Origin of the sequence: Paenibacillus sp. FSL W8-0187, assembly GCF_037969755.1 — a bacterium.
Lineage (GTDB): Bacteria > Bacillota > Bacilli > Paenibacillales > Paenibacillaceae > Paenibacillus_AQ.
Genome location: NZ_CP150206.1, coordinates 5,372,941 through 5,397,341, shown reverse-complemented (window position 1 = coordinate 5,397,341; position 24,401 = coordinate 5,372,941). Strand labels below are relative to the sequence as shown.

The following is a 24,401-nucleotide window of genomic DNA, read 5'->3' as shown; positions in this document are numbered from 1 at the left end:
ATCCTTGTGTTCATCCATCGACCGTCTAACTTAAACTTCATTCCAGGCTTTACGGACATATTCCAATCCAAACTTAGCTCCCGTGCGGCAATCTTCCAGCCCCTCGAATTCAATCGAGATGTAACCGTCATAACCGGATTCCTTCACGATGCGAACGACTTCGGGCATATCGATATCGCCTTGGCCGACAATCGCGCCACGCAGCCAGTTGCCGCTGGAGGTATTAAACCAACCGGATCCAGGTGCGCGGTGAGCCGGGCGATAATAGAAGTCCTTGAAGTGAACCATCGAGGCCAAGCCGATGTTATTCTTGACAGCCACAGTGGACACCTCATCTGCACAGAGGAAGTTTCCGATATCCAGGGTTGTTTTGAAGTTAGGGTGATTCACGGTCTGAACCAGCGCTTTTACACGGTCGCTATGTTGAATGAAATAGCCATGGTTCTCCACGCTTGTCGTAATGCCGCGTTCAGCCGCATAATCGGCAATGATCCGGCATGCATTGGCGAGGCGGGGAAGCTCCTCCAGGAAATGCGTGATGGACAAGTCTTTGGAAGAGGCTACGTCATGACGCATCAGCTTAACGCCAAGTGCGGCTGCGATGTCCACTTCACCTTTAACTCGTTCAATCTCCGCTTCATATGCAGCGTCATCCAATTCCGCAAAATTGGCGCCGATGGCATAGTTGGAAATTTCAAGCCCTTTGGAAGCGGCATGGGATTTAATTGTATCGATCAACTCCGGTGTTTCCTTCAGGTTAAAGCCGAGCGGAACGATCTCGATATGCTCTCCACCGATTTCTGCAACGTAGTCGATGACATCGGTAATGGTCATTTCGCCTTTGTTCATGGCCTGGTACAGGCTGTACGAGCTTATTCCAAGTTTCATAGTAGAACTTCAACCCCTTTTTCGGCGGATTCATAGATCCCGCACAGAATCTTCATGATCTCAACGCCGTCTTCTACTGGGCTGAGAGGTGATGTGCCGTTCTCGATGCTGGAAATGAAATGATCGACTTCGCTTTGGAAAGCCGCGTCGAACGCGAATCCTGTGCTGTCTGTCTGAGGCTGAATGTTGATGATGGTATCGTGTTTCTCCGTGACGATGACCACTTCAGGATCAATTTCAAAGCCGCCCTTGTCTCCATATAATTTAACGGATTGCAGATTTTCCTTAGCGTGCAGCGTGAAGCTGACGTCCACCAGTATAGAAGCGCCGTTTTCAAAACGAATCATCGCATTCGCCATATCCTCAACCGTGTTCTTCTCCGCGTCATAGTCAGCCGCTTTGTAGAAGGAGAGGTTGCGAACGTTAGAGCGATTGCCCAGCTTCCGGTATGTATTGGCGCTGACAGAAACTGGTTTAGGGCGACCCATCATGTACCAGCACAGATCAATGACATGCACGCCGATATCGATGAGAGGTCCGCCGCCGGAACGCTCAATGTCAGAGAACCAGCCGCCTGGATTGCCTAGACGGCGAACGGAGGAAGCCTTCGCGAAATAGATTTCCCCGAATTCACCCTTGTCTGCAAACTCGCGGAGCATTTGAGCGTTAGGATCGTAACGTCTTACGAAGCCGACCTGAAGCAGCTTGCCGGAAGATTTAACGGCTTCCTGTACTTGAAGCGCTTCCTCAACGGTACGGCAGAGAGGTTTCTCAACCAGAACGTGTTTGCCCGCATTCAGTGCCGCAATACTGATTTCGGCATGCGTATTGTTCCAGGTACAGATGCTTACAGCATCGATTTCCGGATCAGCCAGAAGTTCGTTATAATCGGTGTAGACTTTGGTAGCACCGTATTTTTCAGCTGCGCTCTGTGCTCTTTCTTCATTTAAATCGCACACGGCGAGCAAATTCGCGTTCGCATGTTTTTGATAAGATTGCAAATGCATAGCAGAGATCGATCCCGTGCCAATGACGCCAATATTAATAGATTTCATGAGTTCACTCCTCTGAATTTACTGCATTACACTTTCGTATTATAATGCTTTTAGAGGAAGACACCATGATAAACCGTGCTGTTTGTTTGTACAATTGTGCTGTCTTACTGGAAGGAGATCAGAACATTGGACAAAACACTTCAAGAACCGATGACAATGCCGGATCCTCAGTTTCCGATTAAGGTCCATCGTTGCGAGTTTGACGGCCGGGGACAGGTTTTGTTTAACCATCATTGGCATGAACATCTTGAAATTCTATATATTATATCTGGGGAAGCGAGTCTGGAGTGCGGCTCGTCCACCTTCACGGTCAAGGAAGGCGATATGATCGTCATTAACCGGAATGAGCTGCATTACGGCCTCAGCTTATCGGATCATTTGTTTTATTATGCGTTAATCGCGGACTTTTCGCTGCTTCAGAGCCATTCGCTGGATGCAACCGAGATGAAATTCATCACACCCATCACCCAGAACCGGCTAATCTTCGAGAATCGAATTAGCGGGGATGATGCGCTAGCCTCCATGTTGTCCATCATTCATGAGCTGGAACAGCGGGAATTCGGTTATGAGCTGGCGGTCAAATCAGAGCTGTATCGGCTGCTTACGCTGCTTGTACGAGGTTATGTAGCGACGGTCCTTACACTGGATGAATACGTCGAGCGGATGAAGAATGTAGAGCGCTTTGCCCCGATATTCAAGTATATCGAGGAGCATTACCGGGAGGATTTGTCAGTGGAGCTCCTATCAAGCATGGCTGGTCTCAGCCGTTTTCATTTCAGCCGCTTGTTCAAGGAGATCAGCGGTCGGACCGTGACAGAGTATGTGAATGAGACGAGGCTCAACCGGGCGGATTATCTCCTTCGGGAAAGTCCGCTTACGGTGTCCGAAATCGCGGCTGCAACCGGATTTAATGATATTTATTATTTCAGTCGAACCTTCAAAAAATATAAAAGTATGGCTCCATCGGCTTTACGAAAAAAGTGAGAATCGGCTTTAACGGTTCTGAATGGGCTCCATGTAGACATAAGTATAAAAGCAACCTATAATGAATAATCATATTTATTGCATAAAGTGGCGGAGATAACGGAGAACCCTTTTGCTTAAATGCGTACTGTATTCGGTATGTATTCTTAGCAGAAGCGGTTCTTTTTTTGAAGAGATAAGAAAGTATAAACATCCGAGGCTTAGCATCCTTATCTCGTAAGAAAAACTTCCGCTAAATGCGGTCTGTCTTCAGATAAAGTACGTCGATAGACGTTTTTCTTATTATGGAATAGGTTCTTCATTTTATTTTTAGAGAGGAGAATGTCAGGTGTACACAAGCTTATCCGCCAAGATGCGGACCCAATATTTGCAGGACATGTCGGCCAAAAAGCTGGATGTGCTGGTGATTGGCGGCGGTATCACGGGTGCGGGAATTGCTTGGGACGCCAGCTGTAGAGGGATGAGCGTCGGATTGGTGGAAATGAATGATTTTGCTTCGGGAACGAGTTGCAGATCAACGAAGCTGATTCATGGCGGTCTTCGGTATTTGAAGCAAGGAGAGATCGGCTTGGTACGCGAGGTAGGTTCTGAACGGGCACTGCTTCACCGGAGCGCTCCGCATCTGGTGGAGCCCATTCCCATGCTGCTCCCTATTTATAAAAAGGGTACTTATGGTTATCTTGCCAGCTCGATCGGGTTGTGTCTGTACGACTGGTTGGCAAGGGTCAAACGAAGTGAACGGCGAAAGATGTTCCGGCGCGAGAGTACCCTGACCCTTGAACCGCTCTTTCGAAAGGAGGGATTGAAAGGTTCCGGTTATTATTATGAATACCGAACCGATGATGCGCGATTAACGGTTGAAGTGATGAAGTCTGCAAGGGCCAAAGGAGCTCTCATCGCGAATTATGCCAAAGTCCAGGAATTCATGTATCGAGGAGGAAAAGTAGTAGGAGTTCACGTAGAAGACCAAGTGAGTGGTAAGACCTATACGATATGCGCCAAAAAAATCATCAATGCGGCCGGGCCATGGGTGGATCAGGTCAGGCTCAAGGATAATTCGCTCAAGGGAAAGCGGCTGCTCTTAACGAAAGGCGTTCACCTGGTGGTGGATCATGCCAAGCTTCCCATACGCCAGGCTGCTTATTTCGATGTGCCGGGTGGGAGAATGATTTTTGTCATTCCAAGAGAGGGCAAGACCTACATCGGAACGACCGATACCCTTTATGAGGGTGCGATTGAGACGCCCGGTATTACCGAGGAGGATCGGCGGTATCTTATCGATGCGGTGAATCATGCTTTTCCGGAATTAAGGCTGAAGCTGAACGATATTGAATCCGGATGGTCGGGGTTACGACCACTCGTCGGCGAGGAAGGAAAGGATCCTTCGGAAATATCAAGGAAAGATGAGATGTTTATATCCGATTCCGGATTGATCACCATTGCAGGCGGAAAGCTGACCGGATTTCGGAAAATGGCTGAAAAGGTCGTGAATCTTGCAGCCAGACAGCTTCAAGACGGCGATGGCACCATCTATCCTCCTTGTACGACGGATCGTGTTCCCATCAGCGGAGGCGACCTGAATGGCCTCACCTATGAGGAGGTTCAGAAGAAGTTAATCAAGCAGGGTGAATCCCTCGGCATCAGACCCGAAGACATTGTGAGCCTCATGAACAGGTACGGCTCCAATACGATGGAACTGATGAACCGGATCGGTGCTTCTTCGCAGGAAGCAGACACGGTCGAGCTTCGATTGTTACGCGCGGAAATCGAGTATTCCATCGAATATGAGATGACGATGACCGCAGTGGATTTTCTGTTAAGAAGAACAGGCTGGATATTATTCGACCGGCAAAAAACCGAGCGAACCCTTGCTTCCGTGATGAGAATAATGCGTGAATATTTAGAATGGAATCATGTGGAAGTCAACAGGCAATGGGAGCTGCTGCAGGATCAATTGCAATTGGCATGGGGAATGGTGGAAGACAGCAGGTTGGAACGGTTTACGGATCTGCCGGATCGGGAAGACGTCACAGGACCGAGCTCCGACGAGGAAGCCGAGCATTCCTCCGCCGTTTCAGCGATGAATCGATAGGAATCTTATTTATCAGGAGCATCTTGTCAAATGTAAAATGTGGATGTAGTATAACCATATAAAGTTATAGAGCTGGGCAGAGATGATGAGAAGCCCTTTGCATAACGAGAATCTTTCATTTGTCATGAATGAAGGCTTTTTCAATGCAAAGTGCTTCTCATTTTTTTGTATCCGCGTGGAACCGCTTGTCCAAGGACTAAAGGGCATGACGTTGTCATATGTATACTTTACGGATGGGGACTGTGGGTCCATAACAGAACTGATCTGGCCAGAACATGTCCAATTTACGTTTACGGGCGAAATTACAGATTGAACATGCAGAGGAGAACGAAATTATGGATCATTATTCAGGGTATATTTTTGATTTGGACGGCACGATTTATCTTGGGGCTGAGGCCATTGATGGTGCGGTGGAGACCATTCATTATTTGCAGGGACTGGGTAAGAAGCTATTGTTTTTGACCAACAAAACGATAGATTCCAGGGAAAACTATTTGAAGAAATTAAGGAAGCTTGGCATTCAAGTTGAACTGAATAATATATTGAATCCTGCACTCGTTACGATTCATTATCTTCAAAAACATCATCCGGGCGCAAACGTGTATGTCATTGGCGAAGATATATTGAAGAATGAGCTGCTGGACAATGGAATACGATTCGCCTCATCGCCGGAGGAAACCGATGTTGTGGTTGTATCTTGGGATCGGGATTTTCACTACCGTCATCTGGATTTTGCATATCAGGCGATTAAACGGGGCGCTGAAGTGATTGCCACCCACCCGGATCGAACATGTCCAATGCCTGGCGGCGATGTGCCGGATTGCGGCGGTATGATCGGTGCCATCGAAGGCACTGCCGGTATAACAATCACGACCGTCATGGGCAAACCCTCCGTCTTGACGGCATTGACGGCTCTTGATATTTTGGGAGTGCAGGCTGAAGATTGTCTGATGTCAGGGGATCGGCTGGAGACGGATATCAAGATGGGAAATCAGGCAGGGATGAGTACGGCAATGGTGCTGACAGGCGTATCAACCAGTGACGATCTGATGAGCAGCAGCGTGAAGCCCACCTATGTACTGAATTCGGTCTACGATATTTATCTCAGTGGTACTGCCGTGAAGCAGGCAGACGAAGCCAAGTCATGAGTATTTACAAAAATAAGCCGGGGCAACGGGAGAATTGGAGATGCTGCTGCGGCAACGAGGTGAAGACATGAAAACCAGTGTTGAAGGTGCACAACGAATTTCGTATTGCTTGAAGCGTAAGCCCATTATTACTTCATTAATGAATGCCGATGAACTCCCCAATGTACTAGCAACCGAATCGAATATCGTGTTTATTCTTAAGACCGATATTTTTATCATCGAATCGATTGTTGAGCAGATTCGGGAGGCGGGCAAGCTCTCGTTTGTGCATTTTGATCTGATTGAAGGGATCGGCAAAGACAAGACGGGGGTTAAGTATTTAGCAGAAAAGGTTGGCATCGATGGTATTGTTACGACAAAAAACACCGCGATTGTTGAAGCGAAGAAACTGGGCTTGTTAACGGTTCAGCGACTGTTTGTATTCGATTCTGTTTCCCTGGACAACGGGATCAAGATGATTAAGGCCTCCAATCCGGATGCCATTGAAGTGCTGCCGGGCATGGTGTGTCAGCGGATTATGGAACGGATTCGTGCAGAGGTGGACGTGCCCGTCATCGCAGGAGGACTCATGATCGACTTGGAGGATTTTGATACAGCTTTGAAGAGCGGTGTAATTGGCATATCCACCTCCAGCAAAGAGCTATGGCGCTGGCAGGATGAACATATGGTATAGCGAAGATCCTCCGTAAATGACAAAGATGGGTGGAGATTAGGGAATGGATGTGTTTCAACTGGATACGGAGACCATGCTGATGCGGCTGCTATTGGCTGCATTGCTTGGCGGTTTAATCGGTTGGGAGCGGGAACGCAGAAACAAGCAGGCCGGTTTAAAAACCCATCTCTTGGTGGCTGTCGGATCAACACTGATTATGCTGACTTCCATTTATGGCTTTGATTCTGCACTGATCAATCATCCGAATGCGAGGGTTGATCCTGCCCGGCTGGCGGCACAAGTTGTAAGCGGTATCGGTTTCCTTGGTGCTGGAGCTATATTGCGGCGTTCCAATCATATCATTTCAGGTCTTACCACGGCGGCAACCCTATGGGTAGCAGCGGCTATCGGTTTAAGTGTCGGTTCCGGATTTTACTGGCCCGCGATCATAACGACGGCGATCGTTCTGGTCAGCACGCTGGTGTTGAATAAATTGGAATCAAAATTTCTCTTTATCAAAAAGTCAGGCAGTTTGAAGATCATCATTGAGGCTGGAGATCGTCCAGTTCATGTAAGTACCATTACGGAATTGCTGCAAAAGGCAAATATGACGGTGGAAGGCATGATCGTGAATAATGACACAACGGAAGACGACTCGACCAAGGTGACGATGGAATTCCGGGTGTATTCTTTTAACAGCAAGGGAATTAACGGATTGTTTGAGCAATTGTGGCAGGTAGAGGGGATTAAGCAGGTTCGCATGAACTGGCGGGATTAAGCGTTTATCGGATTTGCTTGATGCCCGAATGGTTATAAGGCCAGATCCTATGATTGGGCTAAATATGATGCACAGGGCCGAGCCCGGGTGGACCCGGGCTCGGCTTTTTTATGTCTTCTATGGGGCTGCAGATGTATTCAAGGACGAGCTTCCTAATGCCTGTACTCGAGGTCTATCAAAAGCCGAGATGCTTCTGGCAATCAGAAATTGGGCGGCATAATAAGTAGTCATGATCCATATGTCCGAATAGCGGATATCCGCAACAAACATGTTCCAGGACAAGATCGAGTCAGAGATGACAAAGAGCAGGCTTCCAAGCATCGCATATCGATTCCCGGTCATGATGGCTGTCCAGAGCATGAACGAAATGACTGCGATATAGGCGATGACAGGAATAATCAAAGCCTGTTCTCCGTTCGACTTGAGAGAAGACACCAATTGGATGCCCATCCATACCGAATAGGCTGCAATCGGAACGATGCTGAGAAGGCGGGGAGCTGAATAGCGCCACTGCCCCAAGAAGCCGGACGTGTAGAACAGATGCCCGATCAGAAAGGCAGAAAGACCGACAACAAACCAGATGAGCGTCCCGTCACCGATCATACAGAAGAAAAGTCCTGTTAACAGTAGATAGTGAATCCTGGATCTATGGGGCGGCAATTGCCGATAGGCAAACAGGATGATGAGCCACATCGGAATGAGCTTGAACAGCAGTTTGACAGCAAGGGGCTCGGATGGAATCAGGAAAATATAAAGCAGACTCATGATCAGGATGATCAATGGCAGCATGTATCGTTTCAAATACAGTCCTCCTATGCGTATGTAATCTTTATGTTAGACAATTCTTCTTGCAGCGTCCCAATCCCTCTTTCCTATCTCCGCATGAAATAGGAATGTAAAGCATTATTAGAAATAAATTAAATCTGCTGAAATTGCTTGGAAAATATATTCCGCGATTATATATTTTAATTGCCTTAGTATAAGGGGGAACATATCATGGAGGATGAGTATTCGGAGCCCGTGAGCATGAATCGAGGTTTAAAGCGGAATCGCATCGTCATGGAAGTGTAAGAATAGATAAAATAACGTTTCGCGCTTGGAATTAAGGGTATAGACCATTTATCAGCGAAAATGGACAGAGAACATAAGAAGGGGTGACAGCTGTTGATGAAGAAGCGCAAAGGGGTTCGAGTGCTGCTGGCAGGGATTACTGCGGCGGTTATAGCCTTAACCGGAAACTTACAGTATGGAGGGGGAGTAGTGGCAGCGGAGGCATCCTCGAACAAACAGATTGAGATTAGAGTGAATGGAGGGAAGCTGATGCTCGATTCTCCGGCAATTATTCAGCATGGCCTAGTCATGGTTCCTTTTCGCGATATTTCGACTGCGATGGGGGCGGAGGTTCACTGGAATCAAGCCAAGCAGACCGCGGTTGTGAGCAACGGTAAACATACGACAAGTTATACAGTGGGAGAGCCCAATGTGATACAAGACGGTAAATGGGTGACGCTGGATGCTTCGCCTAAGCTTAAGGAAGGACGGGTCTATATTCCACTGCGGTTCTCGGCTGAAGGTCTCGGAGGCAAGGTAACCTGGAATAACGCTTCAAAACAAGCCATGATCTTTCCTGTGCTCACACCTAAAGAGGCTGAAACTGCCTTGTCCAAGAGTGCGGATCAAGTGATGACGCTATTGAAAAACAAAGATTTTGAGAAGCTTGCAGAATTCGCTCATTCAAAAGGAGTCACCTTCTCCCCATACGCTTATGTGGACCGTCAGAAGGATATCACGTTGAGCAAACAACAGCTGCGCGATGGGTTTAAAGATGATACCTTATACCGTTGGGGCGAGTTTGATGGCAGCGGTAAACCGATTTCCATGAATTTCGAAAAGTATTATAAGACGTTTATTTATACAAGCGATTTTGCCGCTGCGCCTTGGGTGGGTTACAACCAATCCAAAAGCGAAGGAAATACGTTGAACAATGCGACCAGCCAGTATAAAGGGGCAGTCATCGTTGAGTATTACTTCGATGGGGTTCATCCTGATTATGCTGGCATGGACTGGGAAAGCCTGCGTCTTGTGTTTCAGCAGGAAGGGAATACATGGGTCTTATCCGGAATTATTCATGATCAGTGGACGATCTGATGTTGCCATGAATGGTCGAAATCACGCGGAATATATGGTTTCGACCATTTTTTCAAAAAAATGCTTGCTTTTTAACTATGGGCGTAATATACTCTTAATTACGGTGATCAACACGATACCGACTTTACATAATATGCGGTCGTGGCGGAATTGGCAGACGCGCACGGTTCAGGTCCGTGTGGGCTAACCCCCGTGGAGGTTCGAGTCCTCTCGACCGCACCACTTCAATTATAATAGGTTTCTGATCTGCTTTTTTTGGCAGAGCAGGAACTTTTTTTATTTAAAATGTTGAGGCTAGTGCTCATTACTTTCAGTAATTTGTAAGCTGTTTTTTGGTGCTGATGCCGCCAAGCATTTCACACATTTGCTCCACCGTAACGACATCTGGGTAATTCAGAAGCAGAAGGGTATAAGGGTCAGGAATAATAGTCGGCTCTGAGCCGGCTTCTGACATGTTTTATCTCCTCGTAGCCTGGAAGAAACGAAAAAACCCGCGAAAAACCTTGATTTTACAAGGTTTTTCGCGGGTTTTATGTTCCTCTTCTTGGACAATAACATGTACGACTCAAAATCGAGTGGGAAACCGTGGAGGTTCGAGTCCTCTCGCCGGTATTACTTTACTAAGAGCAGTTCATTAGATTAAAAATCTAGTGGACTGTTTTTATTATGGCTTTAGCCAGTTGAGTGCGTGAAACGCGCGAAACAAAAAACCACCCGCTATGAAGTGACCCCATAAAGTTAGACATATTATTTTATTAGGCAACTTGTTGGGCATGAGTTCGGTACTGTACCGGACTCATGCCTTCAACAAGGTCTGCACGCACAGCCTCATCTACGGCTCGCAGAACAAACATCGCATCATTGACGATCATATGATCAAACGCGTCATCCAGGGAGAATTGTCATGATTCTCCCTTTCTTCACACCATAGACCGGACAGCTTGGCCGTCACCAGCAGGACAACTTACGCCGTCAACCGCCGGTCATTATGTATTAGCAGTAACACTCCCAAACAGTAGCCGATTAGCTGAAATTGACGATGTCCGGTATCCAGAAGACGGGCCGCATAGTCGTCAGCCAGTCGTTCGATCAGTCCGTCAATGCTCCTGGTCTCAATAGCGCTCTACATCCGCAATCGTAATGCCAACAACTGGTCCCAGCCCTTGTTCATCCAGGTGTCGAAGCAGCAAATGGAAGCAGTTTATTGTTCCCAGACCTATACATGGAATACCACATGAAGCGGACCAGATTCCCCGCCGCCATAATAAGTGAACATTGCGTTGCTGCCAGTATTCAGTTGGGGCAGGACTTTGCTCAACGTTCCCCCCATCTCTGTTTCATGCTTCATAGAATCGCCCTTGAAACCGTCAGTTTGGCTAATTGTATTATTTTTTACGTATGAGGCAACAAAATCAGTGAGCTCTGCTACTGTTGGATCGTTCAACATTTGCCGCAGAAAGGCATCAAACGGAATGGACTGACCGTCACAAGCATAATTACTCAATCGCGCAGCTTCCCGTCAACCTGAGCCATGATTAGTGAATTCGCACCATGTTATGCGGAGGGCCCCCTGCCTATTGATAATAAGGGACGGAATCCGCTAAATAATCATGCCCTGTCTTGACGCCGGGCTGGAGCAGCCGTATGGTACAAGTGACAAGAACTGACAATCGTAGGGAGATACATGCTCAAGAAGGGGGAACTATGAATACATTCACAGCCTATGGCCGGCAGCTCCGGCAGCAGATTGCCGGCAGGTATTACCGGATATCCATCAAACAGAGGATTCTGTTCTCGTTCATCGTGCTGATCACGATGTCCATCACTGCAATGGGCACCTTCTCGTATTGGATTGCCGCGCAGGAGATCGAGGATAATGCCTACGCCGGCAGCCGGGAGACCGTAAGCAAAACTGCCCAGCTTCTGGATTCCCGCCTGAATGATGTGGCGCTGTCCGTGCAGTCCCTGATGCTGAGCGATGCGTACCGCAAGATGATGCTCGATGTGTTCAGCCATGATGTGTCGAATTACTACGTACATCTGTCCGATCTGCAGTATGTCCTCTCGCAGGCAATGTTCAATCAGCCGATCATTGAGAATGTGCTGATCGTTACCCCGATTGGCGATTTCTATCCCACTACGCAGATCCGGGCGCAGGACAATTCGTTCTACGGCTCGGAATTATATGATCTGAGCAAGGAGCAGCCGGGCGGCTACTGGGCCAAAGGACATTATGACCGGTTGTTCACGGGCAGCCAGCGGGTGGTCTCCTTCGTAGTCCGGGGAATTTATGAATACCCTTACACGCCGATCAGCAATGTATTTATTGTGGTCAATATCAGGGAGAGCCGGATAGATGAGCTGTTGAATACAGGCGGAGAACAAGCAGGGAGAAATTATTATCTGGTGAACGGGGAAGGAGAGGCGGTGGTGGAGTCCCGCTGGCCGTTCCGGGGCAGGTTCCCCTGGAAGCCGGTGCTTGCAGAAGCCGGAAAAGCAGCCGATCCGCAGGATCACTACTACAGCTATGGCGGCAAGGAATATCTGGTGAATTATACAAGCTCAGCCGTATCACCCGACTGGATCATCTCAGGTATGCAGTCGCGGGACCAGTTGCTGGGTAAGCTGCAGCGGGTGCAGCGCATTACCCTCTATGTCATCGTTGTCTTCCTGCTGGCGACCTGGCTGATTTCCAATAAGCTGACATCTGTACTGCTGAAGCCCCTGTTCAAGCTGCGGCGGCTGATGCGCAGAGTCGAAGAGAACCAGCTCAGTGTGGTGTATGAGAGCCGTTATGAGGACGAGGTTGCCCAGGTTGGCTTTCAGTTCAACCGGATGATGTCGGAGATTAAGACGCTGATCTCGGATGTGAAGGCGAAGGAGAAGGACAAGCGTCATGCAGAGATCCGTGCCCTTACGGCGCAGATGGAGCCGCACTTTCTGTACAATACGTTGAATACCATCTATTGCAAATCGGTCATGGGCGAGAATGACGATGTGAATGAGATGATCCTGTCGTTGTCGCAGATGTTCCAGATCGGGCTCAGCGGCGGCAAGGATCTGATTACCCTTGCGGATGAGCTGTCCCACATGCGGCAGTATTTCGCCATTCAGCAGAAATGCTATGAAGGACTGTTTGAATACACGGTGACGGTAGAGGACGAGGCCCTGCTGTCCTGCCTGCTGCCGAAGATTATCCTGCAGCCGGTGGTGGAGAACAGCATTCAGCATGGATTCAGCGACATGACAATAGGAGGCAGGATAGACATCACGGTCAGCCGGGAGCAGGGGCTGCTGCATATTTGCATTACCGACAACGGACGGGGGCTTGATGCTGCAAGGGTCAAGCAGGGGATGGTCAGGGCACCGCAGTCGAGGAAAGGTTATGCCCTGTTCAACATCAGGCACCGGCTGGCCTTGTATTACGGGAACGAAGCCCGTATGGACGTTGGCGGCGAACCATGTAAGGGATCACGGACGGATCTGTGGATTCCCGCAGAGGAGGAGAGTTGAAGGATGGACCAAAAGCTGGAGCCGGAAAGGTTCAAATTATGTGTAATCGACGATATCAAAAGCGTGGTGGAGATGGTCTCGCGCAAGCCGCCGTGGCAGGAGCACGGTATTGAGGTAACAGGTACGGCGCTTAACGGCGAAGCGGGACTGCAGATCATCCGCGAGACCCGGCCGGACATTGTGCTGACGGATATCCGGATGCCAAGAATGGACGGCCTACAGATGACCCGGGCGATTCTGGAGGTGCTGCCGGACTGCAAGATTATTATCCTCAGCGCCTACTCGGAGTTCTCTTATGCCCAGGAAGCCATCCGGCTGGGGGCGCTTGATTTCGTGAAGAAGCCCTTTTCCCTGGAGGAGATTGTGAATGCAGTGCTGAAGGCCAGGGAGCTGTGCCGGGAGGAGCGTCAGGAGACCGCCAGACTTGCTGTGATGGAGGCCAAAATCAAGGAAAGTCTGCCTATCCTCCGCCAGGAATATCTCACCTTCCTGCTGCACCACCAGACGACAGAAGCGGATGCCCGTTCCCGCTGGGCCTATCTCGATATCCCGCTGGACCAGTATGATTTCTTCGTGTTTGTCGCCGAGATCGATCATTTTGCGGAGAAGCTGGGCGGCCAGCCTGTGCAGGAGGTCGAGCTGCTAAGATTCAGCCTGCACAATATTCTCGAAGAGACGATTTCCGCCCTGACCCGCGGCGTTATTATCCGGGAGGCGACAGACCGGTACGTCTGTATCATGAACGGCTCAGACCCGGAGACCGCCGCGCGGATTACGGAGGCCTGCTGCATGAATGTAAGCCGCTTCTCGCGTCATACCATTTCTATTGGCGTGGGCCTGGGAACGGCGGCGATTCAGGAGCTGGGCACGGCGTACAGGCAGGCGCTTAGCGCGCTGGGGTATCATTTCTATACCGGGGGCAACGGGGTATATCATTATAGCAATATCGAGAATAAACCTCTCTCGCTCCACAGCTATTCCGCCGCCGCCGAGCAGGAGCTGCTGTTCGCCCTGCGTTCCGGCAATTCCGCCAAAAGCCTGCAGGTGCTGGACCAGCTGTTCGCGGAGCTGCTGGACAGCGGGCTTTTGCCTGAGCCGCGTTATGTTGAAAGTGTCGGCTATGAGCTGAGCTCCAGGATCTGCCGGGTCCTGCTGGAGCAGTTCCCTTATGGGCAGGTGGAGCCGCTGGAACTCAGAATTGCTGCCATGAAGAACCAGGTGCATCCTTCCCTTCAAGATATACGGGACCTGCTGTCCTGGCTCTGCCGGGAGGCCTGTGCGCTGGTGGAGCAAGCCCGTTCTCTGGAGTCCACGCGGATTATCCGTCAGGCCGTCGAATATATCCATAGTCATCTGGACACGGGGCTGTCGCTGGAGCAGATGGCGAAGCAGATTAACCTTAGCCAGGGGTATTTCTCCAATCTGTTCAAGAAGGTTCAGGGAATTTCGTTTCAGCAGTATGTGATGCATGAGAAGATGGAGAAGGCCAAGGCGATGCTGATCAGCGGCCGGCAGGTTCAGGAGATCGCCCAGGATCTCGGGTATGAGCACAGGCGCTATTTCAGCGAGGTGTTCAAGAAATATACCGGCATGACCCCGTCCGAGTTCAAATTGTATTATCTTGGAAAAGAATAGGAATCAGCAGGGGAGGGATTTCCGCAGGGCGGAGATTACCTCCCTTGTCTGTATAGAACTCCTGCAGAAATCTGCCCTTAATGTGGGCTTACCCGCCTTATCTGGATGCGCCTATCGAACTATAATCAGGTTGTAAGCGAATACAGCAGGGATATATAAGGGGGCACTACCAATGATGAAGCGTATGCTAATGACATCTCTGAGCCTGGTCTTGGCACTTGGCTTGGCAGCCTGCGGCAACGGTAACAGCAACGGCGGCAATGCTGCTGAAGGCACGGGAAACGGGGCGACAGCCGGCTCGGGGGGGAAAACTAAAATCAGCTACTGGACAGGCGACCGCCACGATGCGGATTTCGTGAAGGAGAAGGTAGCCGAGTTCAACGCAACCAATACTGACGGGATTGAGGTGGAGCTGGTCGTCAAGGGCGACGACTTCGATACCGCGCTCGATCTGTCCTTCCAGACCTCCGATGCACCGGATGTGATCCGGGTGAAGGAGAATACCATCCAGACCTTCTACAAAAAAGGCTTCCTCGCTCCTATTGACGAGTTCCTGAACGATGAGCTGAAGGCGAAATTCCCGGCCATGCCGGATCTGAATGAATTCGACGGCAAGCGTTACAGTCTGCCGAACTATGGAACGACCATGCGTCTGGTGTACAACAAGGATCTGTTCGCCAAAGCGGGCATTGAACATCCGCCGACTACCCTGCAGGAGCTGGTGGATACAGCCAAGAAATTGACAGAAGCCGGCAAAGCGGACGGCGCTTACGGCTTCGCCCTTAACTTCAAGAGCCCCGGCAGTGCGTTCGCACGTTCGGCACGGGTGGTTGCGGAGATGAGCGGCTATGGCGGCTTCGGGTATGATTTCAAGACAGCCCGCTACGACTTCAGCGGCTTCGAGCCGATCATCAATGCCTTTAAGCAGATCAGGGACGACGGCAGCATGCTGCCGGGTGTAGAATCGCTGGATATTGATCCGCTGCGGGCGCAGTTTGCGGAAGGCAAGATCGGAATGTATATGTCCTACTCCTCAGAGCCTGGCGTCTACAAGAATCAGTTCCCGGCCAAGATTGACTGGGCGGCCGCTCCGGTTCCTACCATCGACGGCACCGTGAAGGGGGCTTCCGGCTTCCTCGGGGGCCAATGGCTGGCGCTGAGCTCGAAATCAGAGCATAAAGAAGCAGCCTGGAAGTTCATGGAGTTCATGTACGGCGATCAGGTGCTGACGGATTATCAGGAAAAAGGCTTCGGCATCTCCATGGTTCCATCCATTAGCGCAGCAGCCAAGACACCGGATGTGAACGGCATTGAAGGCTTCCTGCCGAACAAGCACGATGGGGTGTGGCCGGTCTATCCGTCTGTAGCACCGGAAGGAATGAAATCGGATGACGCCTTCTTCAAATATATGCTGAACGGCGGCGACCTGAAGGCGGTTATCGCTGATCTGAACAAACGCTATAACGCTGCACTGGACAGTGTGATTGCGAATGACGGCATAAAGGCTGAGCCGGATACCGGCTTTGATCCCGCCGCTCTGGGCGGCAAGTTCGCCAAGTAGACAGAAGGTTAGGGATAGAGATATAGGCCGGGATAGCAGGGGATGAGGGAGCAACTCCCTCATCCCTCTGCTCTGGTCGTAAAGGAAAGGAGCCGGAAGAAACCAGATGAACAAAACGAAACATGCCTTATTTTCATACAGTTTTATCTTTCCAAGTGCCTTGCTCACGTTGGTTCTCGGGATTTACCCGATTGCCTGGGCGTTCCGCTATATGTTCTATGATTACAAAGGGTTCGGAACGGCGCGGTTTACCGGTCTGGCCAATTTCAGCCGCATTCTGAAGGACACCCAGTTCTGGGATTCGGTGGTGAATACATTTGTCTATGCTGGCGGCAAGCTGCTGATCACCATTCCGCTGGCCCTGCTGCTGGCAGTCATATTGAACCGGGGGCTGCGGGGCAGACAACTGCTGCGGGGGATTTTCTTCATGCCGACCGTCATCAGTACCGCTGTAATGGCCGTAGTCTTCTTCACGATTTTCAACTCATATAACGGGATTCTCAACCAGTTTCTGATCCGCCTGGGCCTCTCCGATTCCGGTGTGGACTGGCTGGGGCCGAAATATGCCATGCTCACCGTCATTCTGGTTGCGGCCTGGGGGGCGGTCGGCAATTATATGCTGCTCTTCCTCGCCGGTCTGCAGAATATTCCGGAGGATGTGTATGAGGCGTCTTCCCTGGACGGGGCAGGCAGAATCCAGCAGTTCCGCTATGTCACCCTGCCGATGCTCGGACCTGTGATGCAGATGGTTATTATGCTGGCGATCATTACAGCCCTGAAGGGTTACGAGAGCATCATGGTTCTGACTGAAGGAGGTCCTGTAGGCAAGACAGAGGTCATGTTCCTGTATTTGTACAAATTGTTTTTCCCTGTCGGCGGGAGCAGCGCGGCGGTTCAGGTCCAGGAGTTCGGATACGGCAGTGCGGTCGCCTTTGTGTCTGCGGTCATTGTAGGGATGATATCACTCATTTATTTCTACGCATCCAGACGCATGAATCAGACCGATTGAGGAGTGAGGCTATTATGAGACTAAGAACCATACTGGGCAATATCATCCTGTGGATTTTTTTGCTGGCTGTTGCTTTTATTACGCTGATTCCGGTCGTTATCACCATCCTGGGCTCCTTCAAGACTAATGCTGAGCTTACTGCGGGAGCGACCTTCCTGCCGGCGAGCTGGCACTTCTCGAACTATGCCGAAGCCTGGGCGCAGGCCAATTTCTCCAGGTATACCCTGAACAGCCTGATTGTCTCCCTGGCGGCGGTGGTCGGCACGCTGCTGGTATCATCCATGGCGGCTTATGTGGTGGACCGGATGGATTTTGTCGGCAAAAAATTGTATATCGGACTGCAATCCTTCACCATGTTCGTGGCTGTAGGGGCGGTCGTGCTGCGTCCGCAGTTCGATCTGATGGTTAAGCTTCATCTGCACAGCAGCCTGTGGGGCGTTATATTGATTCTGATCTCCGCCCATGCTTCGATCTTCTTCATTCTCTCCAGCTTCATGAAGGGGATTCCCCGGGAGCTGGACGAGGCGGCGCTGATGGACGGCAGCTCTCCCGGCCGGACCTTCTGGCGGATAATTCTGCCGCTGCTCGGACCCGGACTTGGCGTAGGTGCCCTGTTCACCTTCCGCGGCGCGTGGAATGAATATCTGCTGCCGCTCGTGTTCACGATGACGAAGCCGGAGCTGCAGACGCTGACCGTCGGGCTGGCGAACCTGAAATACGGGATTTCGGCCGCTTCTCAGACCCACTATATGATGGCGGGCGCCTGCTTGTCCATTCTGCCGATTCTCGTGGCCTATCTGTTCGCCAACAAATCCTTCATGCAGATGACGGCCGGTTCCCTCAAAGGGTAGCGGTCCGGCACTGCGCAACCCATATTCCATATTTAACATTCAAGGAGGTACACCCCATGACTCAACACGCTCCGGCAATTCTGCAATCTGCCCCGTTCATCCGGCGGTATCCGGGCAATCCGGTGCTGGATGCAACGAAGGTTCCTTACCCCACCGCACTGGTATTCAATGCCGGTGTAACGAAATTTAACGGCAAGTATGTGATGATCTTCCGTAATGATTACGGCTCACTGGTCGATCAGACGCTTGAGCCGCACCACACCACGGATCTCGGCATTGCTTACAGTGACGACGGGCTGAGCTGGACCGCCGGCCCGAAGCCAGTGTTCAAAATGCATGACGAGGAAATTATCCGCGCCTACGACCCGCGCCTGACCGTGATCGGCGGCCGTTGTTATATGTGTTTTGCCGTGGATACGCACCATGGCATCCGCGGCGGAATTGCCGTTACCGATGATCTGGAACACTTCGAGGTGCTCAGCCTGTCTACACCGGACCTGCGCAATATGGTACTGTTTCCCGAGTTGATCGGCGGCAAGTATGTCCGGCTGGAGCGTCCCTTCACGGTATACAGCCGCGGCGGCCGGGACCGCTTCGATGCCTGGATCTCCGAGTCGCCGGACCTGAAGCATTGGGGCAACTCCAGCCTACTGCTCGCCGTTGAGCAGGTGCCGTTTGCCAATGACAAGGTCGGCCCGGCCGCACCTCCGGTCCGGACGGATAAGGGCTGGCTGACCACCTTCCATGCGGTGGATGTGGACCCGGCCAGAGGCAAGCACGGTTGGGAGGACACCTGGAAGAAACGCTATACCGCCGGAATTATGCTGCTGGATCTGGAGGACCCCCGCAAGGTGATCGGCATGAGCAGGCAGCCGCTGCTGGCACCGGAGACAGACTATGAGATTGGCGGGGGCTTCCGCAATCATGTGATTTTTCCGGGAGGGATGATTCTGGAGGATGACGGCGAGGTCAAGATCTATTACGGCTCTGCGGATACGGTGGAATGTCTGGCAACGGCCCATGTGGACGATCTGCTCCGGCTCTGTCTGGAGCCGGAGCATAGATAAGATTGGAAGCAGGCTGAGGGCGGAAATGCGGAGTAACAGTGGGGCCATGTGCCATGATTGGAGCGGCTTGCGCGGAGATTGTGTATGAAGTGCAACAATGCTAGATCAATAGCAGCGACCGTGGGGAGATTGTGCATAAAATGCAACAATACAGCTCAGTAGTAGCGACCAACGCAGAAATCCTGCACAAGGTGCAACAAAACCGGGGCTGTACTTTAAAAGGAAACTTTGCTGATGCAGAAAAGGTTAGTATTACTCTGCCACTTCCGAAGCTGAACAGGAATATGTCGACTTTTTGAAAAGAGTAATAGAGCATCACTGGTGAAATCATTATTCACTGATGACCTAGTGTTTGCTAAAAAAATATGAAAGAGGTGTTTAATGATGTTGAAAAAGTTAAAATTATTAAGTGCATTATTAATTATTTGTATGGCCAGTCTGTTACCTGTCGTTCCTTCGTCAGCAAACGCGGCTTCAGTTGTAAGCTATCCATTACCATCGGTCTATACCACGACCAATCAATACACAGTAACAGCAGACTCTACCAATATACCGGTAATCGACACTTCGGAGGTATTTGTAAACTATAATTATTGTAATTTCTCTTTTTCAGGTACGACTACAATCACAATAACAGCAAGCGAGCCAATCAATACCTATAATATTTCTCCCAAAGCTTTGGGAATCACCGCAACAAAGAGCGGAAACACACTTACATTTACACTTTCATCACCAACCTATCTTATCGTTAAAATCAATAATCTGAAGGATCTGGTTATTGCGGCAGATGCTCTTGAAACCAATGTTCCAGCTTCATCCGGTACAGGGATATACAATGTTAAAACTCAATACGGTGCCGACAGTACCGGTTCCGGTATGGCTACAACTGCCATACAAAACGCCATAAATGCAGCTAACGCAGCAGGCGGCGGTATAGTATACGTTCCAGCCGGAGTATACAAGAGCGGAAACCTTGTTCTAAAAAGCAATGTTTCGGTTTATCTGGAGGGTGGTTCTGTTATAAGGGGTTCAGGAAATCCAAGCGATTACACTACCCATTTTCATAAGAATTCTCTGAATAAGGATGGAACATGGTTTATTTATACCGAAACAAATGCAAACAATATTAAGATATACGGCAGGGGGACTATTGACGGCAATGGCCATTATATGAGAAATACAAACAATTATTTGAACAATATTCTTGTACCCTTGCAGTGCAGCAACTTCACGGTTGACGGCATAACCATAAGAGACAGCGGTGGCTGGGCTACAATCGTTACAAGATCTAATAACGTAACATTCCAGAATACAAAGCACTTCAACAACAATGAACTTGATTATGAAAATGATGCAATAGACATTCAAGAGAGCCAGAATGTACTCATAAAGCACACGGTAGCAGTATCGGAGGATGACACATACTCATTTAAGACATGGGATGTAGCAACTACGGATATAGCTGCAAACTGGCCGGGAAGTCCTGAAAACCAGTCAAATGTAGTTGTGGATGATGCTTTGGCTTGGAGCAGATGTGGAGCATTCAAGGTTGGAGATGGAGTGAAACAGCTTCAGGATGGCATAGTTGTTAAAAACTCTTATGTATACAGATGCTGGCGCGCTTTAGCGGTAGGTCATCTTTATGGGACTCCAGCAGCACAAAACATCATATTTGACAATATAGATGTAGAAGGCTTCTGGCCAAGATCCGGTGTTCACTCCAGGTGGTTTGATCTTTCTGCAAAAACCGGTCCGATAAAAAATGTGGTCTATAATAATATCAATTTACGCGCTTTAGGTGAAGTTTCAATAATGAAGGGTTGGAGTGACACATCTACTGTCTCCGGAGTTACATTAAACAATGTTCGCGTCGGTGGAGTTGCGGCAACTACACTCGCAGAATTGAAAATAACAGATACTAACAGCTATGCTGCAGCTCCCAAATTCAACACATTGAAATTTGAAGCGGAAGGTTATAACCTTAGTTCAGGTGTTATATCCTATGAGGCAAGCACTGATGGTGGGCTGGATGTTGGTGGAGGGAGTAATGGCGACTATATAGCATTTAAAAATGTAGACTTTGGTAGTACAGCTAAAACAAGTATTGATTTGAAGGTTGCATCCGCTAATTCCGGCGGAAGGATAGAATTCCACTTGGACAGTCCTACAGGCACTATGCTGGGTTATTGGACGGCAGAAAGCACAGGCGGATGGCAGACATGGTCAGTCAAGAATATCCCGCTTAATGCCGGGACAGCTGTAGGAACCCATACGGTATATGTTACTTTTGTTAAGTCAGATTCAACCACAGTTGCAAATTTAACTTGGTTCCAGTTCAAATAGAATGGAAACGGTTTGATTTAATTGCAATAAGATGGATAAAGGGGTATATCAAATGATATGCCTCTTCATTCAGCTAAAGTTTTTTTCTACGACTGACCAACTAACACAAAAAAACAGCAAGTCTCCTAAGTGAAATAGGGACTTGCTGTTTGAGGTTTCAATTAATTCTTAAAGCTATGAATTGGAGCTGAGATTCGTCCGCCACGATTAACGAAGTTCGCGCAGTTGAAGCCGTTTACTGCTATAACTGGTGCATATCCGAGCAGGCCGCCAAATTCGACCAAAGGTCATAGCTTCCAGCTTCTCTAGTGTAAGGGTACCCCGCTGAACTGCTTGAATCATGCCGTGATCTTCATTGACCGGAATAAAGGCTCTACTATTAAGCCCACCTACATAGGAGGAGGCCATTACGCCACTTTTTTTAATATTGTCATTTAGGGCGTGTCTGAAAACTATCATTGAGTCAATTTAAAAATGGAAGCTATGTATATAAACGCGAGGAATGACTTAGCCAACTTATCGTAACGAGTGACCACACGGCGAAAGTGTTTGATTTTATTGAAAAAGCATTCAACCAAGTGGCGTTCTTTGTACCGATACCAATCGACCTTCCATGGATGTTGACTATTCGTTTTAGGCGGAATGGTAAGTGGCCTGTTTAGTCGTAATCCAGTTCCGAATCGCTTCTGAGCCATAGGCTTTGTCGCCAAGAATGTGGCTTCCCGTAATATCCAACTCCTGAAGCAATTCGATCGCTGGAACAGAATCATAAACTTGACCACCCGTCAGTAGAAAAGCTAGAGGGTTGCCTAATCCATCGACTACGGCATGAAGTTTGGTCGTCTTGCCGCCACGACTGACGCCGATGTGTTGGTTTACTTCGTGTCCATCTGCGATTTTTTTGCACCGGCACTGTGTTGGTGGGCTTTGACCGATGTAGAATCGATGCTCAGGTTTTCAAAATCGGGTTCGATGTGAAGGGCTTGGAAGATGGCGATAAGGAGTCCGGAGTCTCTCCATTTGCAGAAACGACTGTAGGCCGTTTTCCATGAACCATAACGTTCTTCCGGCAAGTCTCGCCATGCCTCACCACTTCGGGCAATCCAAAGAAAGGCGTTAAACATCGTACGATTGCTTAATTTCGACGGTCTTCCTGTTTGATAGGGCGGGAACAATGCGCATTTCCAAACAAATTGCGTAAACGTTTTAACAAAGAATTGGTTAAAAAAGGAGGTTTTAAATAAGGGAAACAACGGGTTAACGTTTCTAGTTTTTTTGAGGAGTGGCTGATAGTTAGATTCTAATAAAAGTCGTGTGATTTTTCCTGAGGCTTACTCGGTACCAATGAAGAGCTTGATTTTATGTTATAATATATGACATATAAACAAGGTTATATTATGATTTTTAGTTGAATACCGAACAAATACCTAACATTAATAGGGTAGAAATCGTAAATGTAACCGTTTTATTTTTTTGATTTTTCGAAAAAAACCTATTGTAATCTGATTGATCATGAACTACAATAAAATCAGAAATTGCGTAAACGTTTACATTTTTAGAGTGGGAAATGAACTCATATCGTTTATTATCAAAGGGAAATATTGAGAAAACGTTATGACTTTAAACTAAAGGAAGGGGGGTGGCTATGACGAACAAGGAAATTACAATTAAGGACGTAGCCAAGCAAGCAAATGTATCTGTAGCTACGGTATCCCGAGTGATGAATGGACGAGATCGCGTAAGTGAAGCCACTCGCAAGAAAATACTCAAAATAATCGAAGAGATGAACTTCGTTCCGAATACGATGGCTGCATCGATGGTCAATAAAAAAACCAACATGCTGTCCGTCGTGGTGCCGGAGATTCAGAATCCCTTCTACACCGCAGTCATTGGCGGTATGGTAGAGGTGGCCAAGAAGGAAGGCTTCTTTACTCTAGTAGTCGCCACGAATAGCGATGAGGCAGAGGAGGAAGAATTTTTTGAAAGCTTCCTAGGGAAAAATGTGGATGGAATCATCTTAATCGGTACGCATAAGGATGCAGAGTTTTACCGGAACATTCGCAAGCCTACCATCCTTGTCGACCGTTATATCAACGATTGCGGCCACGATGGTGTCTTAATCGACAACTTCCGCGGCGCGTACGAAGCGACCAAGCATTTCGTGGACTATGGTCATGAACGCATTGCCATTATAGATGGGGCGCATGATTTTAACGATGGCAAGGACCGTTATTGGGGATATCGTCAAGCTATGCATGAGAGCGGCCTGACACCCGATCCTGCCTATCACAAGCAGGGGAATTGGCTGGAAGAGGACGGCTACCGATTTACGACGGAGCTTATGCAATCCGAGCAGCCACCGACAGCTATATTTGCGGCTAACAACGTCATCTGTACGGGTGCGATTAAAGCGATACGCGATTTGAATCTCCGAATCGGAGAGGATATTTCTTTAATTGGCTTTGATGATAACGAGCTTGCCCAGTTCGTGCAGCCAAGAGTGACCGTGGTCAGCAGACCGACAAGAGAGATGGGAATTCAAGCGGCGGAAATGCTCATTCAAAAAATCAAGAGAGAGCCTAAAGAGCGGACGAAGCTGAAAAAAATGATATTGGATGTTGAATTGAAGAAATTCGGCTCAGTCAAAAGACTGAAGGAGTAATACTGGGGGGAGAGC

General features: G+C 49.1%; 20 protein-coding genes, 1 tRNA gene and 2 pseudogenes. 16 read left to right on the top strand and 7 right to left on the bottom strand.

Annotation, left to right across the window (positions count from 1 at the left end; translation table 11 throughout):
* Positions 1-30: 30 nt before the first annotated feature.
* Positions 31-888, bottom strand: a complete 858-nt coding sequence (locus tag MKY48_RS24410; protein ID WP_076325664.1) for a sugar phosphate isomerase/epimerase family protein — start codon at positions 886-888, stop codon at positions 31-33.
* Complete coding sequence (locus MKY48_RS24405; RefSeq protein WP_339291345.1) at positions 885-1,943, bottom strand: Gfo/Idh/MocA family oxidoreductase; 1,059 nt, start codon at positions 1,941-1,943, stop codon at positions 885-887. Before MKY48_RS24405 ends, MKY48_RS24410 begins: the two co-directional genes overlap by 4 nt.
* A 126-nt stretch (positions 1,944-2,069) precedes the next feature.
* On the opposite strand from MKY48_RS24405, the gene MKY48_RS24400 reads away from it, so the two are divergent.
* The 5 genes from MKY48_RS24400 to MKY48_RS24380 all read left to right on the top strand — a co-directional run bounded on the left by MKY48_RS24400 (position 2,070) and on the right by MKY48_RS24380 (position 7,597).
* Positions 2,070-2,927, top strand: a complete 858-nt coding sequence (locus tag MKY48_RS24400) for an AraC family transcriptional regulator (protein ID WP_076325666.1) — start codon at positions 2,070-2,072, stop codon at positions 2,925-2,927.
* A 328-nt stretch (positions 2,928-3,255) separates the two neighbouring features.
* Positions 3,256-5,019 (top strand): glycerol-3-phosphate dehydrogenase/oxidase, encoded by a 1,764-nt coding sequence (locus tag MKY48_RS24395; RefSeq protein ID WP_339291343.1) that lies wholly within the window; start codon positions 3,256-3,258, stop codon positions 5,017-5,019.
* A gap of 335 nt (positions 5,020-5,354) precedes the next feature.
* The gene (locus MKY48_RS24390; protein ID WP_339291341.1) at positions 5,355-6,167 is read left to right on the top strand and encodes an HAD-IIA family hydrolase; all 813 of its coding nucleotides are present in this window, start codon (positions 5,355-5,357) and stop codon (positions 6,165-6,167) included.
* A gap of 67 nt (positions 6,168-6,234) precedes the next feature.
* Positions 6,235-6,840: a glycerol-3-phosphate responsive antiterminator gene (locus MKY48_RS24385; protein ID WP_076325856.1), complete on the top strand. Its 606-nt coding sequence runs from the start codon at positions 6,235-6,237 to the stop codon at positions 6,838-6,840.
* A 43-nt stretch (positions 6,841-6,883) separates the two neighbouring features.
* Positions 6,884-7,597 (top strand): MgtC/SapB family protein, encoded by a 714-nt coding sequence (locus MKY48_RS24380; RefSeq protein WP_098748124.1) that lies wholly within the window; start codon positions 6,884-6,886, stop codon positions 7,595-7,597.
* Positions 7,598-7,714: 117 nt separating this feature from the next.
* On the opposite strand, the gene MKY48_RS24375 is transcribed toward MKY48_RS24380, so the two are convergent.
* The gene (locus MKY48_RS24375) at positions 7,715-8,398 is read right to left on the bottom strand and encodes a lysoplasmalogenase (protein WP_339291339.1); all 684 of its coding nucleotides are present in this window, start codon (positions 8,396-8,398) and stop codon (positions 7,715-7,717) included.
* A 366-nt stretch (positions 8,399-8,764) separates the two neighbouring features.
* Between MKY48_RS24375 and MKY48_RS24370 the strand changes: the two genes are divergently transcribed.
* Together MKY48_RS24370 and MKY48_RS24365 are read left to right on the top strand one after the other, a co-directional pair.
* Complete coding sequence (locus MKY48_RS24370; protein WP_339291338.1) at positions 8,765-9,745, top strand: copper amine oxidase N-terminal domain-containing protein; 981 nt, start codon at positions 8,765-8,767, stop codon at positions 9,743-9,745.
* 135 nt (positions 9,746-9,880) lie between these two features.
* Positions 9,881-9,967, top strand: a tRNA-Leu gene (locus MKY48_RS24365).
* 88 nt (positions 9,968-10,055) lie between these two features.
* Here MKY48_RS24365 and MKY48_RS24360 read toward each other — a convergent pair.
* Positions 10,056-10,199 (bottom strand): hypothetical protein, encoded by a 144-nt coding sequence (locus MKY48_RS24360; RefSeq protein WP_213643833.1) that lies wholly within the window; start codon positions 10,197-10,199, stop codon positions 10,056-10,058.
* Between the two features lie 319 nt (positions 10,200-10,518).
* On the opposite strand from MKY48_RS24360, the gene MKY48_RS24355 reads away from it, so the two are divergent.
* Positions 10,519-10,653, top strand: a complete 135-nt coding sequence (locus MKY48_RS24355) for a hypothetical protein (protein ID WP_339266894.1) — start codon at positions 10,519-10,521, stop codon at positions 10,651-10,653.
* A gap of 308 nt (positions 10,654-10,961) precedes the next feature.
* Here MKY48_RS24355 and MKY48_RS24350 read toward each other — a convergent pair whose 3' ends face one another.
* On the bottom strand, positions 10,962-11,249 hold the full coding sequence (locus MKY48_RS24350) for a hypothetical protein (protein ID WP_339291337.1): 288 nt from the start codon (positions 11,247-11,249) through the stop codon (positions 10,962-10,964).
* A 200-nt stretch (positions 11,250-11,449) separates the two neighbouring features.
* Here MKY48_RS24350 and MKY48_RS24345 point away from each other — a divergent pair, with 200 nt between their 5' ends.
* From MKY48_RS24345 to MKY48_RS24315, 7 genes are all read left to right on the top strand, one after another.
* The gene (locus MKY48_RS24345) at positions 11,450-13,258 is read left to right on the top strand and encodes a sensor histidine kinase (protein WP_339291335.1); all 1,809 of its coding nucleotides are present in this window, start codon (positions 11,450-11,452) and stop codon (positions 13,256-13,258) included.
* 3 nt (positions 13,259-13,261) lie between these two features.
* Positions 13,262-14,893 (top strand): response regulator, encoded by a 1,632-nt coding sequence (locus tag MKY48_RS24340; RefSeq protein ID WP_339291333.1) that lies wholly within the window; start codon positions 13,262-13,264, stop codon positions 14,891-14,893.
* 172 nt (positions 14,894-15,065) lie between these two features.
* The gene (locus tag MKY48_RS24335; RefSeq protein ID WP_076325679.1) at positions 15,066-16,454 is read left to right on the top strand and encodes a sugar ABC transporter substrate-binding protein; all 1,389 of its coding nucleotides are present in this window, start codon (positions 15,066-15,068) and stop codon (positions 16,452-16,454) included.
* A 106-nt stretch (positions 16,455-16,560) separates the two neighbouring features.
* Positions 16,561-17,463, top strand: a complete 903-nt coding sequence (locus tag MKY48_RS24330) for a sugar ABC transporter permease (protein ID WP_018751892.1) — start codon at positions 16,561-16,563, stop codon at positions 17,461-17,463.
* 14 nt (positions 17,464-17,477) lie between these two features.
* Positions 17,478-18,314 carry a carbohydrate ABC transporter permease gene (locus MKY48_RS24325; RefSeq protein ID WP_339291332.1) on the top strand — a complete coding sequence of 279 codons (837 nt, stop codon included), beginning with the start codon at positions 17,478-17,480 and terminating at the stop codon, positions 18,312-18,314.
* Positions 18,315-18,370: 56 nt separating this feature from the next.
* Entirely contained in the window at positions 18,371-19,381 is a 1,011-nt protein-coding gene (locus tag MKY48_RS24320) for a glycoside hydrolase family 130 protein (RefSeq protein ID WP_144023517.1), read from the top strand.
* A gap of 381 nt (positions 19,382-19,762) precedes the next feature.
* A complete protein-coding gene (locus MKY48_RS24315; RefSeq protein WP_339291331.1) occupies positions 19,763-21,724 on the top strand; it encodes a carbohydrate-binding protein in 1,962 nt (653 codons plus the stop codon).
* A 161-nt stretch (positions 21,725-21,885) separates the two neighbouring features.
* On the opposite strand, the pseudogene MKY48_RS24310 reads toward MKY48_RS24315, so the two are convergent.
* Both MKY48_RS24310 and MKY48_RS24305 read right to left on the bottom strand, forming a co-directional pair.
* Positions 21,886-22,162, bottom strand: a pseudogene (locus tag MKY48_RS24310) (DUF711 family protein); the annotation flags it as partial.
* A gap of 17 nt (positions 22,163-22,179) precedes the next feature.
* Positions 22,180-22,899: pseudogene (locus MKY48_RS24305) on the bottom strand (IS5 family transposase).
* A 470-nt stretch (positions 22,900-23,369) separates the two neighbouring features.
* Between MKY48_RS24305 and MKY48_RS24300 the strand changes: the two are divergent.
* Positions 23,370-24,386, top strand: coding sequence for a LacI family DNA-binding transcriptional regulator (locus tag MKY48_RS24300; RefSeq protein WP_339291329.1), 1,017 nt, complete (start codon positions 23,370-23,372; stop codon positions 24,384-24,386).
* The last annotated feature ends 15 nt before the right edge of the window (positions 24,387-24,401 follow it).